This window comes from Neorhizobium sp. LjRoot104 (assembly GCF_964253725.1).
In the GTDB taxonomy this organism is placed as follows: Bacteria; Pseudomonadota; Alphaproteobacteria; order Rhizobiales; family Rhizobiaceae; genus Neorhizobium.
The window spans coordinates 1,855,448-1,869,477 of sequence record NZ_CAXURS020000002.1 but is presented as its reverse complement, the minus strand read 5'-3'; the positions used below and the strand labels follow the sequence as shown (position 1 = coordinate 1,869,477).

At 57.7% G+C, this 14,030-nt stretch carries 10 protein-coding genes and 4 pseudogenes; 8 read left to right on the top strand and 6 right to left on the bottom strand.

The window, feature by feature from the left end:
* Nucleotides 1-40 precede the first annotated feature (40 nt).
* A pseudogene (locus ACSQ8R_RS31055) lies at nucleotides 41-157 on the bottom strand (HipA N-terminal domain-containing protein); the annotation flags it as partial.
* Nucleotides 154-384: a helix-turn-helix transcriptional regulator gene (locus ACSQ8R_RS31050; RefSeq protein ID WP_436257148.1), complete on the bottom strand. Its 231-nt coding sequence runs from the start codon at nucleotides 382-384 to the stop codon at nucleotides 154-156. The gene ACSQ8R_RS31050 and the pseudogene ACSQ8R_RS31055, both read right to left, overlap by 4 nt.
* A 221-nt stretch (nucleotides 385-605) precedes the next feature.
* Between ACSQ8R_RS31050 and ACSQ8R_RS31045 the strand changes: the two are divergent.
* Nucleotides 606-761 (top strand): annotated as a pseudogene (locus tag ACSQ8R_RS31045) (NAD(P)-dependent oxidoreductase); the annotation flags it as partial.
* 255 nt (nucleotides 762-1,016) lie between these two features.
* Here ACSQ8R_RS31045 and ACSQ8R_RS31040 read toward each other — a convergent pair.
* Nucleotides 1,017-1,267, bottom strand: a pseudogene (locus ACSQ8R_RS31040) (hypothetical protein); the annotation flags it as partial.
* A gap of 166 nt (nucleotides 1,268-1,433) precedes the next feature.
* Between ACSQ8R_RS31040 and ACSQ8R_RS31035 the strand changes: the two are divergent.
* Together ACSQ8R_RS31035 and ACSQ8R_RS31030 are read left to right on the top strand one after the other, a co-directional pair.
* Nucleotides 1,434-2,756, top strand: coding sequence for a type II toxin-antitoxin system HipA family toxin (locus ACSQ8R_RS31035; RefSeq protein WP_436257147.1), 1,323 nt, complete (start codon nucleotides 1,434-1,436; stop codon nucleotides 2,754-2,756).
* Between the two features lie 20 nt (nucleotides 2,757-2,776).
* Nucleotides 2,777-3,058 (top strand): helix-turn-helix transcriptional regulator, encoded by a 282-nt coding sequence (locus ACSQ8R_RS31030; RefSeq protein WP_436257146.1) that lies wholly within the window; start codon nucleotides 2,777-2,779, stop codon nucleotides 3,056-3,058.
* Between the two features lie 387 nt (nucleotides 3,059-3,445).
* Here ACSQ8R_RS31030 and ACSQ8R_RS31025 read toward each other — a convergent pair.
* Nucleotides 3,446-4,096 (bottom strand): annotated as a pseudogene (locus tag ACSQ8R_RS31025) (MSMEG_1061 family FMN-dependent PPOX-type flavoprotein).
* Nucleotides 4,097-4,486: 390 nt separating this feature from the next.
* Here ACSQ8R_RS31025 and ACSQ8R_RS31020 point away from each other — a divergent pair.
* From ACSQ8R_RS31020 to acnA, 5 genes are all read left to right on the top strand, one after another.
* A complete protein-coding gene (locus tag ACSQ8R_RS31020; RefSeq protein WP_436257333.1) occupies nucleotides 4,487-5,446 on the top strand; it encodes a Bug family tripartite tricarboxylate transporter substrate binding protein in 960 nt (319 codons plus the stop codon).
* A gap of 52 nt (nucleotides 5,447-5,498) precedes the next feature.
* Nucleotides 5,499-5,972 (top strand): tripartite tricarboxylate transporter TctB family protein, encoded by a 474-nt coding sequence (locus ACSQ8R_RS31015; RefSeq protein ID WP_436257145.1) that lies wholly within the window; start codon nucleotides 5,499-5,501, stop codon nucleotides 5,970-5,972.
* 13 nt (nucleotides 5,973-5,985) lie between these two features.
* On the top strand, nucleotides 5,986-7,485 hold the full coding sequence (locus ACSQ8R_RS31010) for a tripartite tricarboxylate transporter permease (protein ID WP_436257144.1): 1,500 nt from the start codon (nucleotides 5,986-5,988) through the stop codon (nucleotides 7,483-7,485).
* 86 nt (nucleotides 7,486-7,571) lie between these two features.
* Nucleotides 7,572-8,459 (top strand): GntR family transcriptional regulator, encoded by an 888-nt coding sequence (locus ACSQ8R_RS31005; RefSeq protein WP_436257143.1) that lies wholly within the window; start codon nucleotides 7,572-7,574, stop codon nucleotides 8,457-8,459.
* 119 nt (nucleotides 8,460-8,578) lie between these two features.
* The gene (gene acnA / locus ACSQ8R_RS31000) at nucleotides 8,579-11,224 is read left to right on the top strand and encodes an aconitate hydratase AcnA (RefSeq protein ID WP_436257142.1); all 2,646 of its coding nucleotides are present in this window, start codon (nucleotides 8,579-8,581) and stop codon (nucleotides 11,222-11,224) included.
* Nucleotides 11,225-11,285: 61 nt separating this feature from the next.
* On the opposite strand, the gene ACSQ8R_RS30995 is transcribed toward acnA, so the two are convergent.
* Both ACSQ8R_RS30995 and hutC read right to left on the bottom strand, forming a co-directional pair.
* Nucleotides 11,286-12,650, bottom strand: a complete 1,365-nt coding sequence (locus ACSQ8R_RS30995; protein ID WP_436257141.1) for a chloride channel protein — start codon at nucleotides 12,648-12,650, stop codon at nucleotides 11,286-11,288.
* A gap of 518 nt (nucleotides 12,651-13,168) precedes the next feature.
* Nucleotides 13,169-13,903 (bottom strand): histidine utilization repressor, encoded by a 735-nt coding sequence (gene hutC / locus ACSQ8R_RS30990; protein WP_436257140.1) that lies wholly within the window; start codon nucleotides 13,901-13,903, stop codon nucleotides 13,169-13,171.
* Between the last annotated feature and the right edge of the window lie 127 nt (nucleotides 13,904-14,030).

The following is a 14,030-nucleotide window of genomic DNA, read 5'->3' as shown; positions in this document are numbered from 1 at the left end:
CCTGTCGAACAAGCCATCATAATAAGAAAGTCGATGCGACCTTTTCGTCATCAAGCCAAGCTTCAGAATAGGCGAAGCCGATATCGCCGTGCCGGTCTTGGGTGAATTGCCCGACAATGCGACCATCCCACCAGACGTTGAGAACCCTTTCCGTCATATTCTACGTTCACCAGGGGCAAGAATGTCAATCGAACAACCGAGCGTTTGCAGAACCTGCAAGACTTTTCCGATCTGAGCTGTCGGCTTGCCGGCTTCGAGATCGACAATGAACCGGAGGCCTACGCCCGAAACGCCCGCAAGCTCGTCCTGCCGCAAGTTTTGCTCCTTGCGTGTACTGCGGACCAGGGCGCCGATGTCGGCAGGACTTCTGACTTGTTTTGCCATTTTATTCCCGACCGGGAAAATAGCAGGATATCGGCTGTCTTGTCGAGAGAAATTTCCCGATCGGGAAAATAAGTCACGCAAAGGCGGGGGCCGTCACCATCGGCGACAGCCGATACGCTCCGGGCCAATCGCTCACAGAAACCATGGCAGTCGATGACGTCATGATCGTTCTGGAAGGGTCGCTCGCTGTCTCAACCGGAGCTGGCGCCGTCACGGCGGGTCCGGGCGAGCGGACCGAAACATTCCGCCTCGGCAAAGATCAGCTCCTGACGAACGAGAACGGCAGCAACATTTCTTTCGAGGACTTCGCCGTCACACTTGTCGACGAAATCGAAGCTCCGGCCCACGTCAGGCAGCGGTTTACCGTCGGCTACTAATCCAATTTTTCAAAAACCAAATCCCTCACTCCAGCGTGTTCGACATCATTCCGGTCGGCCGGTCACACTCCCCGCCTTGAAGGCAGGTCTGGTCTCACCTACAACCTCAGGAAAATTAAAGTCGTTGGCGAAGGTCAGGAGGTCGCGTCCTGATCCCTCTACGAAGTGGCTCAGTCGGACACGCATCCCTCAGCACCGGCTCCATGGACATTGCCGACGGCGACGATTCCGGGACCGACCGCAACCAAATCCCCTTCATGATGGGTCGCCCGTCCGCCGGTGCGCCGGGAGTGTTGATTTCCGCTGAGTGCTGACCCGGCATATCCACCGAGAAGTGACCCGCCCTGAGGTATCGTTCGTGTTGGTCGCGGTGGTCAAGCTCCTGCGTTTCTCTTTCGTTGTTTTGGGTTCATGAGCTGAGCTGTTCTTGAAGCGCAACTGTCGTGTCCAAGGATGTGGCAATGATGTGTAAGCCGATCGAGCAGCGCTGTCATCTTCGCATCGCCGTTGGCGTATGGCAGTGCGGCGTGAGGCCGAAACATGGGCAGCCGGATCAGAGGCCTCAATTACCGGTCCGCTAGATGGGTGTTCTGACGAACGTTATTCGACCCACTTTGATGCGTTGAATAGTTCGGAAAAATGTATTATTCGAACCATTGAAAGGGTTAATTAATGCTCCTAACGCTTCAAACCCATTTTAATGGTGAGTGGCATCACGCCGCCACGCTAGACGTCAAGGACGACGCGGCCGGCTTTCGGGGCGTGTCCATCGTCGATTACGATCTCGACTATTTCGTCACCGTGGCGTCGGCGGAATTCGCGGCCGGAAAAACGGTCCGCGACCATCGCGCCTTGTCCGTCCGTTATCCCGTTGATCTGGAAAATCGATATCGCCGCAGCTGGCCACCGTTCCTCTTGGATCTCATGCCTCAAGGGCATGCAAGGCGAAAGCTTGCCGAGCACCTTGCCCTCGCTGAGGGCTCGCATGCTTCTGATCTCCCGCTGCTTCTGCGATCGGCGACGGGGGGCATAGGCAATATTCGGATCAAAGAAGCGGCCGGGGCCGAGACAGAACGGTTGCGCGGTGTTGAGCGCCAAGGGGTGACAGAAGCGGAAATCCTTGAACGGTCAGATCGCTTCATGGAAGTCGCAGATCGCTTTGGAATGCTCGCCTCCGGCTCAAGCGGCCTGCAGGGTGAATGGCCGAAGGTCTCCATGACCCAGGCGAATGACGGGCTTTATTATCCCGACAGCTTCGTGACCGACGATGAAGCCGTGCGCCACGTTATCGTCAAGCTGGTACGCAGCAATGAGCCTGTGGACCGCCTGATCCTCGAAGGCGAAGCCCTGTATTCGCGGATCGCTCAGGGGATCGGTCTGAATGTCAGCGAACCATCGACCTATGCTGAAGGCGTCCTGATCATTCCCCGTTTCGATCGGAAGAAGAACGAAGGCGGCGGGACCATGCGGCTGGGCCAGGAAAGCCTCGTGTCCGCAATCGGCGTCGCCGATTTCGGCCATGTCGGCACGCATGAAGCCTATATCGACGTTCTGCGCCAATATTCGGCCAATCCCTTCGCGGACATTGTCGAATACCTGAAACGTGACATCGCCAACCTGGCGCTCGGCAATCCCGACAATCACGGCCGGAATTCGGCGCTCAGCAAGCATCAGGACGGCACGATCCGACTGTCTCCGCTCTTTGATTTCGCGCCAATGCGGCTTGCCAAGGAGGGAATCGTTCGCTCCACCCGATGGGCGATGATGCGTGACGGGGGTCTCGATCATCTTCCGGATTGGAAGCGCGTTTGCACGGAGTTGATGTCTGATCCTGCAGGGCAGATGGCACTCGCGGCTGCGATTTCCACATTCGCAGAATACTTGCGGCAGGCGCCAATTGTGGCAAAGGACATGGGCGCTTCCCCCGAGATTCGGGAGCGTGCAATGGGTCGCTGCATCGAAATCACAGACAGCGTTCTGACGGCGTGCTCGTAACGAAGAATGGAAACTGACACATGGCCCGCTGGAAGAAGCCCACCAACGAGGAAGTTCTAGAAAACCGGCGGGCATTGGCGGAGCGCGCGCGCAAGGGTGATCTACGTTTGCCGGGGGCCGTGGCAGAAATTCGTAAAGGGTTCGGCATGACACAGGAGGAGTTCGCCAAGACACTGGCGCTTACGAGGCGCCAAGTTGCTGAAATCGAGGCGGGTACCGCGAACCCGACATTGGAGACGTTAGATAGGATCGGCCGGCTATTTGGATTTGGTATAGGTTTTATACCAAGAACGTCGCAATAAATCCAAAAGGACTATCTTTCAAAATTGAAATGATATTATCAAGCCAGAAAACAATCTATCTGCAGCTAAATTTAGATCCGCACTGAAACTTGCCAATTCATCGACTTTGAGCGGTGGATTATTTCTAGCGCCGACGTCATTAACATTTTGCCTGCAATCTTATTAAACAAGGAAGCCCTGTGTCGCCGCCCAATTTAGCTGACGCAGGGATTTCGCTTTCAGTAAGAGCGAAAAAGAATCTTTGAAGCCGGTCGTTTTCATTCTCAACAATACTTTCCGCTCGCCAAAAGCACCTCCTTCATTTGCTATCCGGCTCGGGACGCGCCGCCCTCGCCGGCAATGGCCTGAACTAGACGCGAACGACATTGTCGGTCCGACACATTCCCTCTAGTAAAGTGTCCTTCGGTAGTCTTGTTCGAGTTCTTCATCCATCTTTCGCATTTCGTCCCCATCTTTCGGCGCGCCTGTCGTCTCATCCAGAATGATTTTTACGAGCGAGGGCATCTCGGTGCGGTCCTGGAAATGATCGGGGCTCCACAGGCGGGATCGTCTGAACGCCTTGGCGCAATGCATGAACACTTCGGTCACTCTCACGATGACAGCGAGCTTCGGGACTCGATCAGCGATGCTCATGCCCTTCAAAAGTTGAGGGTCGTTGGTGAGGGTTGCCCGCCCGTTCACGCGCAATGTATCGTCGAAACCGGGGATGACAAACAGCAGCCCGACGCTTGGATTGGCTATGATGTTGCTTAGTGTATCAAGGCGATTGATGCCAGGTCGATCCGGGATCGCAAGAGTGTGCTCATCAAGAACCTTGACGAATCCCGGAGGATCGCCGCGAGGACTGACGTCGGCCTTTCCAGCCACATTCTAGGTGCCTATGCACAAGAAGGGTGAGCGCCCAATAAACTCTTGCGCGTGCTGGCCAAGGGAATCCTGGCTCTTCAGTATTGCCAGGCAGTGAGTTGGGTCGAACAGCCTCCGAAGCGACTGCTCGTCCGCGATGGCAAAATCGGGATTGAGTTGCATGCCCGTCATGATCCACCTCCTGAAATGGCCTCGGAGCCTGTCGCCCAACCGTAAGTCTGGAATGTAACTGACCCGCTTATCAGCCATCGCCCGCGACAAGCTTGATTGAGGTACGTACCTCACGAGGAAGATTACATCAGTTTCGCTGGGATCGCAATTCCCGAAGCTAAACACGCGTGAAACGCGGACTTGCCCTTAGGGGAGGCGGTGGAGCCCCGGAATTTCCATTGGAGAGGATCAGTAGTCGCGGTTATTTGGCAAAGACCGTCAGACTGCAACCAGCAAAAAGTGCGGCGGAAACAGCATTTACTTTTATAATTATATAATGCAAATTGCCTTGGTCCGGCTCAGGAGGTGAGCCTTTTTCGATGCGAGGAGGGATATCCATTGCGCACTGTCATGAAATACGGCCTTTTGGCCGCCGTAGTTGGCAGCTTTGTCGGTTTGGCTGACGTTCAGGCCTTAGCCCAGAACCTGGAACTGACCATTACTGCGCCCGCCGGAGCGGGGGGCGGTTGGGATTCGGCGGCGCGCTCGCTTCAGGAAGCGATGCGAGCTAGCGGCAATGCCAAGAGTGTGCAGGTGGTCAACGTTCCTGGTGCGGGCGGGACGGTCGGCCTTGCCCAATTTATCGGATCGGCCAAAGGCAGCCCCAATCAATTGCTGGTCGCTGGCATCACCCTCGTCGGTGCAAGCATCTCGAACAAATCGCCTGTCGATCTGACCAAGGTCACCCCACTGGCGCGTTTGACCGGCGACCCGCTGGTGATAGTCGTGCCGAAGGCCTCGCCAATCAAGACGATTGCTGATCTCCAGGCAACCATCAAAAAGGACGTCGCCAAGACAATCTGGGTCGGCGGTTCGGCTGGTGGCGCGGACCACATCCTCGCGGCGCTTGTCACCAAGGCCTCCGGTGCTGACCCCAGCAAGGTAAACTACGTGGCCTATTCGGGCGGCGGCGAGTCACTCGCAGCGATGCTCGGCGGACAGGCAACTGCTGGTGTTTCGGGCTATGGGGAGTGGGAGGGTCAAATCAAGTCGGGCGACCTTCGTGCGCTGGCGATCTCTTATCCTGAACCCATTCCTGGCATCGAAGCCAAACCGCTCAAGGCCCAGGGGCTTGACATCGAACTGGTTAACTGGCGCGGCATTTTCGCAGGCCCCGATGTTCAGAGCAAAGACCTCGACGCTCTCAAGGCTGCAATCGACAAAACTGTCAAGTCTGAGCAATGGAAGACGATCCTGGAGACGCGCGGCTGGAGCGATTATTATGCACCGGGAGACGAGTTCAAGACTTTCATCGCGTCCGAGACTGACCGTGTCCACACGGTTCTGAAGTCTATCGGCCTCGCCGATTGATCTTGCGGCAGGAGGGAGGAGCCCGGCTCCTCCCGTTCGCAATGAGGAAAACATGACAACCAAAACCCCGAGTTCCGTAAACCGCACCCCGGCTGTGATTGCAGTCGTCCTGTTTGCCGTTGCAGCGATCACCTATTGGGATGCCAGTCATATGGCGACCCGCGCGACGTATGGAATGAGCGCGAGCGCCGCATCCTACTTCGTTGCTTTGCTATTTCTGGTCCTTGGCATCGGGCACCTCGTTTCCGCGTTCAAGCCATCTGATATCGACATAGAGATGGCCGACTGGAAAGCTGTGGCCTGGATTGGGCTGGCGCTAGCAGGGCTAATTGCCTCGATATGGCTGGGCGGTGGTTTCATTCTTGGGTCAACGCTGCTTTTCGCGTTCACCGCTCGTGCCTTCGGGCGCAAGGCGCTGCTCGTCGACGTCTGTCTCGGGGCGGTGATTGGCATGTTCGTGTTTCTGCTTTTCAACAAACTTCTGACCCTCGCGCTGCCACAAGGCCCGCTTGAGCGGCTGTTCTGAGGAACAACAATCCATGCAATCGATCTCGTTCCTGCTCGACGGCTTCTCGCTGGCGATCCAGCCCGCCAATCTATTCTACGCCGCCATTGGCGTCATCATTGGCACTGCGGTGGGCGTGCTTCCCGGCATCGGTCCGGCATTGACGGTGGCGTTGCTGCTGCCCGTGACATTCAAGCTGGACCCCGGCGGTTCAATCATCATGTTCGCTGGCATATATTATGGTGGCATGTACGGTGGATCGACGACGGCGATCCTCCTGAATACACCTGGAGAGAGCGCGTCGGTGGTGACGGCGCTGGAAGGAAACAAGATGGCGCGGGCCGGTCGAGGCGGACCGGCGCTCGCCACAGCTGCCATCGGATCGTTTGTTGCCGCCCTGATCGCCACGCTTGGCCTGGCGTTTGTCGCGCCCATGCTGGTCAAGGTCGCCGTGCAGTTCGGCCCATGGGATTATTTCGGTTTGATGCTGATCGCCTTCGTCACCGTATCGGCGACATTCGGCTCATCTCCGCTGCGAGGCCTGACTAGCTTGGCATTTGGACTATGGCTCGGGTTGATGGGTATCGACCAGCTCACCGGGCAGGCGCGCCTGACATTCGGCGTCGCAGAACTTCTGGACGGCGTCGAGGTAACGACCCTTGCCGTCGGTCTCTTCGCCATAGGCGAAGCCCTCCTGGTGGCGTCCCGACACCTTCATAAACCGGAACAGCCCATTCCCGTGAAAGGCTCGATCTGGATGACCAAGGAGGACTGGAAACGGTCCTGGAAACCCTGGCTGCGCGGCACTGTCATCGGCTTCCCGATTGGCGCTCTTCCGGCAGGAGGGGCGGAAATTCCTACCTTCCTGAGCTATAACATCGAGCGTAAACTCAGCCGCAAACCAGAGGAATTCGGCTACGGAGCCATCGAGGGCGTTGCGGGGCCAGAAGCCGCCAACAATGCATCGGCCGCAGGCACACTTGTCCCGCTACTCACGCTGGGACTGCCGACATCCGCGACCGCCGCCGTGATGCTGGCAGGGTTCCAGCAATACAACATCCAGCCGGGTCCACTTCTCTTCACGCAGCATGCCGAATTGGTCTGGGGGCTGGTGGCGAGCCTGTTCATTGCCAACGTCATGCTGCTTGTGCTTAACCTTCCGCTGGTGGGGATGTGGGTGAAGCTGCTCAAGATTCCATTGCCCTGGCTTTATGCGGGTATTCTGGTGTTCGCATCTATGGGAACGATTGCAGCTAACCCATCTATTGTCGAACTGCTCCTTCTGGCTGGCTTTGGTGCGGTAGGCTTTCTGATGCGGCGGTATGACTACCCCATCGCACCTGCGGTTGTCGGCCTTATTCTCGGGCCGCTCGCGGACAGCGCCTTGCGGCGGTCGTTGCAGATGAGCCTTGGCGATCCGATGATCCTGTTTCAGCATCCAGGTTCGGCAATCATGATCGGCATCGCGGCGATCGCCCTTATCGCACCATTCATCTTCCGTGGTTTGTCACGCTTTCAACAGGATGAGGATTGACGTTACGAGCATTGTCGCGAACTTACTTTGCAAGCTGCTCTGCAGCCGACAATCTTAGGACACAGGGCGAAAGGAATTTGATAGGCATGGCCAGAAACAGCCTCTCTCCCCAGATCAGCATCGAGATCATCGAGTTCGTGAGAGCAAACCAGATGCGGAAAGGCGGGCATCTGCCTCTGCAGAAACTCGCCGACACGTTCCGGGTTTCTCGCGCGCCGATCATGAGTGCATTGCGCAAGCTCGAGGAGCGCGGGATCGTTAGGGCGGAAGCCAATCGCGGTTATTTCCTGAATATCGACAGCGACAAAATCGATGTCGCGAGCAGGGCCGAGCACGCCCAAGGGGGCGACCGTGAGGAGCCGATCTATTTCAGAATAGCCGAAGATCGGCTGTCCGGCGTCCTTCCCGAGAAGGTCAGCGAGAGCGAGCTGATGCGCATCTATGACTTGCCGCGCACGAAACTTCTAAAAATCCTTCACAGGATTTCGGACGAAGGTTGGATCGAAAGACTACCAGGCAACGGCTGGACCTTTCGCCAGACCCTGACATCGAGAAAGAGCTACGAAGAGGGCTATGTGTTTCGCGCGGTCATTGAGCAACAGGCAATGTTGCTGCCGAGCTTCGAACCCAATTACGAAGGTTTTCTGAAGGCGCGGGAGGTTCAGACTGCACTCGGCGATGGGGGGTACCTGCATTGGTCGCGCGCAGAGATATTCAAGGCTAACAACGACTTTCATGAAATGCTCGTGGCCTGCTCCGGCAATGAATTCTTTCTCGACTCCATCAAGCGCATCAATCGGCTGCGACGGCTTGTCGAATACCACGTCACCGTTGATCGCAGCCGCCTTCCCAAACAGACAATCGAGCATCTCCATATTCTCGATCTGCTGGAGACGGACCGACGCACCGAGGCCGCCGCCTTTCTCTACACGCACATAATGGGTGCGGGACGGATCAAAACGCCTCAGCTTTAACTTCAGGTGAGCTTTCCAGCCGCTTGACACAACTAAACGCGCGCTCAATGGAATTGTACTTTATAAGTATATTATGTAAATATGTGATCTGAATCCCAAGCCTCAAAGCAGATGCCCGAATGACAGTGACCAGCAAGTTCACGATTGAAAGTACCGAATACGAAGTTATCGACCTCCCGGAGGTGGCGGGTGATGATCTCGTGCGCCTGCCTTACATTCATCGCGTCTTGCTGGAGAACGTCCTGCGTACGGCCGGATCGGACGCACCGAGAGCTGCATCCGCCATCCTGGGGTGGCCCGCAACGGGCACCAGCGAGCTGGAGATCCCGTTCCTGCCGAACCGCGTTCTGATGCATGACACGACCTGCGGTCCGGCCCTTGTCGATATTGCCGGAATGCGATCTTCCTTGGCGGAGGCGGGAGGTAACCCCGCATTGCTCAATCCGGTTGTCCGGGTCGATGTATCGACGGATCATTCGGTTGCCGTGGATTTCTTCGGCGGTTCGGGCTCCCTGCGGAAGAACATGACGCGTGAGTTCGAGCGTAATGGCGAACGCTACCGGTTCATGAAATGGGCGACCAACACACTCGCCGACTTCCACGTCCACCCACCCGGCACCGGCATCATGCACACGCTGAACCTGGAGCGGTTGGCTACTGTCGTCAGCACCATTCAGAAAGACGGCAGGAGCTGGCTGGCTCCGGACACGCTGATCGGCACCGACAGTCATACCCCGATGATCAACGGGATCGGTATTCTCGCCTGGGGCGTCGGCGGACTTGAGGCGGAAAGTGTATTCTTCGGCATGCCGGTGGCACTGCGCGTGCCGGACGTTGTCGGCGTCCGGTTGACGCGAAGTTTGCGCGACGGCGTCCTTGCGACCGATCTCGCGCTTGCGGTTACCCACATCCTCCGCAAAATAGACTTGCAGGACAAATACGTAGAATTCTTCGGGGCAGGTGTATCCACTCTGACGGCCGGTGACCGGTGCGTGGTCGCCAATATGACCCCCGAGTTCGGCGGCAATAGCGGTTATTTTCCAATAGACCAGAGCACGCTCACCTATCTCCGCGCGACTGGGCGAACGGAAGAACAGATTGATCTGGTCGAGAAGTATTCGAGGCGAATCGGTATCTGGTTCGATCCTGAAGCAAGCCCCACCTACACAAATGTCGTTGACATCGACCTATCGACGGTCGAGCCTAGTCTTGCCGGGCCAACCCGGCCGCAAGACAGGATAGCCGTCAGCGCCTCGGCGGCAGCGATTGCGCCCCTGAAGAAACCGGGCGCGAGAAATGGCGGTTCCGGGGAACCCAATGACGGTGCCGTTGCAATCGCCGCGATTACGAGCTGCACCAATACCTCCGATCCGAGACTGGTGATCGCGGCAGGACTACTTGCCAGAAATTCCAGAGCCTTCGGTCTTCGTCCGCCCCAATGGGTCAAAACATCGCTGGCACCGGGATCGCCAACTGCAGAGCGCTACCTGCGGCGGTCCGGTCTGCTGGAGGACCTTGAGGCGCTTGGCTTCGGGATCGTCGGCTTTGGCTGCACAACCTGCATCGGGAATTCAGGGCCCCTCACGCCGCAGGTCTCGTCTGCTATAGTTGAGCGGAATATTCTGCCTGTCGCCGTGCTCTCGGGCAATCGCAATTTTCCTGGCCGCGTTCATCCGGAGCTCGAAGCGGGTTTCCTGGCATCGCCACCAATGGTGATCGCGTTTGCCTTGGCGGGAACTGTCGACATCGACATCCTTTCCGATGTGATCGGCATTTCCGACACTGGCACGGAGGTGCGATTGTCGATGATCTGGCCAAGCAGTGCAGAGATTGACGAGGTGCTCGCTTTGGCTTCAAGCCCTGGGGACTTTATGCCCGCCTACGACGATGCCGAAGCGAGCAGGGCCTGGCACGACCTCGATGCACCAACAACGACGGTCTTCCCTTGGGAGGAAAGTTCGACCTATATCCGGCGGCCGCCATTCGCGGGCTTCGGCAAAGGTAGTCTGCTCGGGACATATTCTGCGACGCCGCTGATAGTTCTTGGTGACGATATCACCACCGACCACATCTCTCCTGCCGGAGCAATTTCTGCTCAAAGTGAAACCGGGCGATACCTAGTTGAGCGAGGCGAAAGTCCGACGGACCTCAATGTACACGCATCGCGGCGCGGTAACTGGGAATCTATGGTCCGGGGACTGTTCACCAACCGCGCCGTCCGCAACCTGCTGGGGGATGATCTACCCCCTGGCGCGACTATTCACTGGCCGTCGCAGCGGATCGTTCCCCTCTGGACCGCCGCCGATCAATATGCGGCAGACAGCCGGTCGGTGGTCATCGTCGCTGGCGAACGATATGGCATGGGATCGTCACGCGACTGGGCCGCCAAGGGCGCATCACTCCTTGGGGCAAGAGCGGTACTCGCTGTAAGCTTCGAGCGCATTCACCGCTCGAACCTGATCGGCATGGGGATTCTGCCGATGAGACTTCCGGCCGGGTGCGGGCCCGAAGTGCTTAAACTTACGGCTGGCGATCTGATCGAGATCATCGCTGAGTCCGGTCTCATCGAACCACGCTGTCCTATCAACGTTACCGTTAAGCGTAGCGGGGGAGGCGTAATATCGTTCGCCGCGATTGCTGCTATCGAGACAAGTGCCGAGGTCGAAATCCTCAAAGCTGGCGGAATTCTCCCGCTCATTCTGAGGGAAGTTCTCGCACGTTCTGCTCCGGCGGATTCCTCATGTCTGCTATCATGGCGCTCCTGAAAACACCTTGCCAAACGGGCGCCATCCAGACATGCCCCTTGATCGATATCGAGCCCAGCGATCAGGGGAGGCGCGTCGCCTCCTCCTGGTTTGATTTTCCGGCCGCACGCCGCGCTCTGAGGGCGGCTGCGATGAAAACGCGAGCAAGGCCGTGATACAGCGGCTCGCGAGAAAGTATACGCGAGGTGACATAACCGATCATCGAAACAGCCATAATCGGGATGACCGCCTGATGATCTCCCGTCATTTCGAGGATAATAACGAAGGCTGTCATCGGGGCCTGAACGACGCCAGCGAAATAGCCGGCCATGCCAAGAATGGCCCCGAGAGCGACACCGGCACCGAGAAGTGAACCGACAGAACTTCCAACGCCGGCGCCGATCGCCAGCGACGGAGCAAAGATACCGCCCGGGATACCTGAAATCATCGAGAAAAAGCTCGAAAGCAGCTTTTCCAGAAAGAAAAAGAATGGCATGGGGGTACCCTGTACGGCTCCCTTGGCCTGCTCGTAACCTGTGCCGAATGTCGTGCCGCCGGAGATAACACCAATTGCGCCGACGATCAGTCCGCAGCTGAAGGCGAGGATGAGCATGCGCTTGAGCGGCTTAGGCTGGGCCCAGCGGCGGACACGTTGACCGACATGAAGCGCCAATCCGCTGAATGTAGCTCCAAGCGCCCCACCGCTCACTCCGCAGATCAGAACAAGCCCCCAGTCTCGCGGGCCTAAAGGTGCCGCCGAACTGGCGCCGAAATAACTATAGCTTCCGGCGAGCCCAAGCGCTGCGAGGCCGGCGAGAATCACCGCGGTCAGCACCAGGCCATTTGCACGGGATTCATACGTGCGACTCATCTCTTCGATAGCGAAGACAATACCGGCCAGAGGCGTGTTGAAGGCGGCGGCAATCCCCGCCGCAGAGCCCGCGAGGATCAAGCCACGCGCCTGCGCGATCCCGCCGAAGCGGGCGACAGCTAGCATGATCGACGCCCCGACCTGTACGGTCGGGCCTTCGCGGCCAATCGAGGCACCGCAAGAGAGGCCAAGCACAGTGAGCAGGATTTTCCCGACGGCGATCTTGAGCGACAGAAGCCGGGTACGATCTTCCTCGTTGCGGAGATGCCGAGCAGCAATCGCTTGTGGAATTCCGCTGCCCTGCGAATTGGGGAACACGACGATGGCAAGGTAGGAGGAGAGGGTGAAGCCAAGTGGCGTCAGGACAAGCGGCAGCAAGAACGACCATTCGGTCGATGTTATCAGCCGATCGAAGGTGGCTTGTGCGAAGTCGGCCAATTTCGCGAAGCCGACGCCAGTCACACCTATTGCGCCGGCGCCGATCCAGAAGACGACCCTTGGGCGCCAAAGCTGATACGACCCCAACAAAACGCGGGAACGGCGCAAAATTTTCGATTTTCGATAGCGAGGAGGCATGTGATCCGTCAAAGTGGTAACGAGAGAAGGGAGCGTGTCTCTCGCAACTCCTCCCTGAGAGCAATAGGCTCGCCTGCGTCATTCGGCAACCGGCGAGCCTATCGATCGTCGGTCCAGCCGGCTATCCTTACCATGCTTGCAGATGTGCCTCGATGGCGGCCTTGAGGTCGCCCTGCGACTTCCGCGGACAGTTTTTCCTCCGAGGCAGTCGTGTACGCCTTCATGGCCTCGTCGCAACGCGGGCCGCGCTAATATCCCACCCTCGAAGCGTTCTTGCATGACGAGCAATTCCAGATCCAACACATCGTCTGATTCACCACCGCGCGATTTATATCATACGATGATGCAATGTCGATCTCCTGCCGTTTCGATTTGACCTGTAGTGCGAGCGTTAACGGATCAAAGCGCGCTGTAACCACCGAACCGGCGCCAGGAACTGGTATTCGGTCTCCTGCGCCCCGACCTTTACGTGGATGCCGGACCAGGTTCTGCCATTTCAGCCAAGCACGGGTGAGCAACTAGGATGTGCTTACCAGCCGGTACCGGCTTCCCGGGTAAAGAAGCCGGACTGACGTGACGATCATGTCCGACGACCATGTCCGGCGCCGGATCAGCAGGCATGGTTCCGAGCGCACTATGGCGAGGTGCTTACACTCCCAGGGCTGGGGAAGCACAGCCTCCACGAATTGCTCCGTATGCGAGATCGGCGCTATGGCTGTCAGATAGGCATTTGGCGTGATCGTCTGAAAATCCTGCTCCAGATAATCCGGCGCAACGGCTGGATTGACAAACCGATCTTCCAACTGGATCGGCAGATCGTCCTCGTGGTGCAGGATGACGGAATGGAAGGCCGGCTGGCCAACCTCGGTCTGCAAAGCCTCGGCCAGTTCATGGCCGCAGATTTCGGTCTGGGCCAAAATAACCTTTGGCGTATGGACCGAGCCGCGCTCCTTGATTTCGTCGGCTATGTTGCGCACACCCATGAACGGCGCGCTGCGTTTTTTGCTTGCAACGAACGAGCCGCTCCCCTGTACCCGAACGATGACGCCCTCGCTGGCCAGTTCGCGCAGTGCTCGATTGGCCGTCATGCGGCTGACATTCAGCGTGTCCGCGATTTCGTTCTCGGAAGGCACGCGATGATGCGCAGGCCACTCACCGGCTTCGATGCGCCGCTTTATGTCCCACTTCAGACGCTCATAGAGCGGCATGTCGCGCGTTCCTGAGGCCTGGATGGTCTGATCCCCCTGGGACATGCTGTCGTCTCCTCGGTAGCGTTCTCATGTGCTTACAAATTATGCATCGAAAATAAAGGCCAAAGTTTTCGCAAGCCTCTTGCCGGCCTTTAAAAACTCTGCCATGTTCCCTATACAACTTTCGAAG

Coding starts and splice junctions, on each gene's coding strand:
- ACSQ8R_RS31050 (WP_436257148.1), bottom strand. CDS start 384: ATGGCAAAACAAGTCAGAAGTCCTGCCGACATCGGCGCCCTGGTCCGC.
- ACSQ8R_RS31020 (WP_436257333.1), top strand. CDS start 4,487: ATGAAATACGGCCTTTTGGCCGCCGTAGTTGGCAGCTTTGTCGGTTTG.
- ACSQ8R_RS31030 (WP_436257146.1), top strand. CDS start 2,777: ATGGCCCGCTGGAAGAAGCCCACCAACGAGGAAGTTCTAGAAAACCGG.
- ACSQ8R_RS31035 (WP_436257147.1), top strand. CDS start 1,434: ATGCTCCTAACGCTTCAAACCCATTTTAATGGTGAGTGGCATCACGCC.
- ACSQ8R_RS30995 (WP_436257141.1), bottom strand. CDS start 12,650: ATGCCTCCTCGCTATCGAAAATCGAAAATTTTGCGCCGTTCCCGCGTT.
- ACSQ8R_RS31005 (WP_436257143.1), top strand. CDS start 7,572: ATGGCCAGAAACAGCCTCTCTCCCCAGATCAGCATCGAGATCATCGAG.
- hutC (WP_436257140.1), bottom strand. CDS start 13,903: ATGTCCCAGGGGGATCAGACCATCCAGGCCTCAGGAACGCGCGACATG.
- acnA (WP_436257142.1), top strand. CDS start 8,579: ATGACAGTGACCAGCAAGTTCACGATTGAAAGTACCGAATACGAAGTT.
- ACSQ8R_RS31015 (WP_436257145.1), top strand. CDS start 5,499: ATGACAACCAAAACCCCGAGTTCCGTAAACCGCACCCCGGCTGTGATT.
- ACSQ8R_RS31010 (WP_436257144.1), top strand. CDS start 5,986: ATGCAATCGATCTCGTTCCTGCTCGACGGCTTCTCGCTGGCGATCCAG.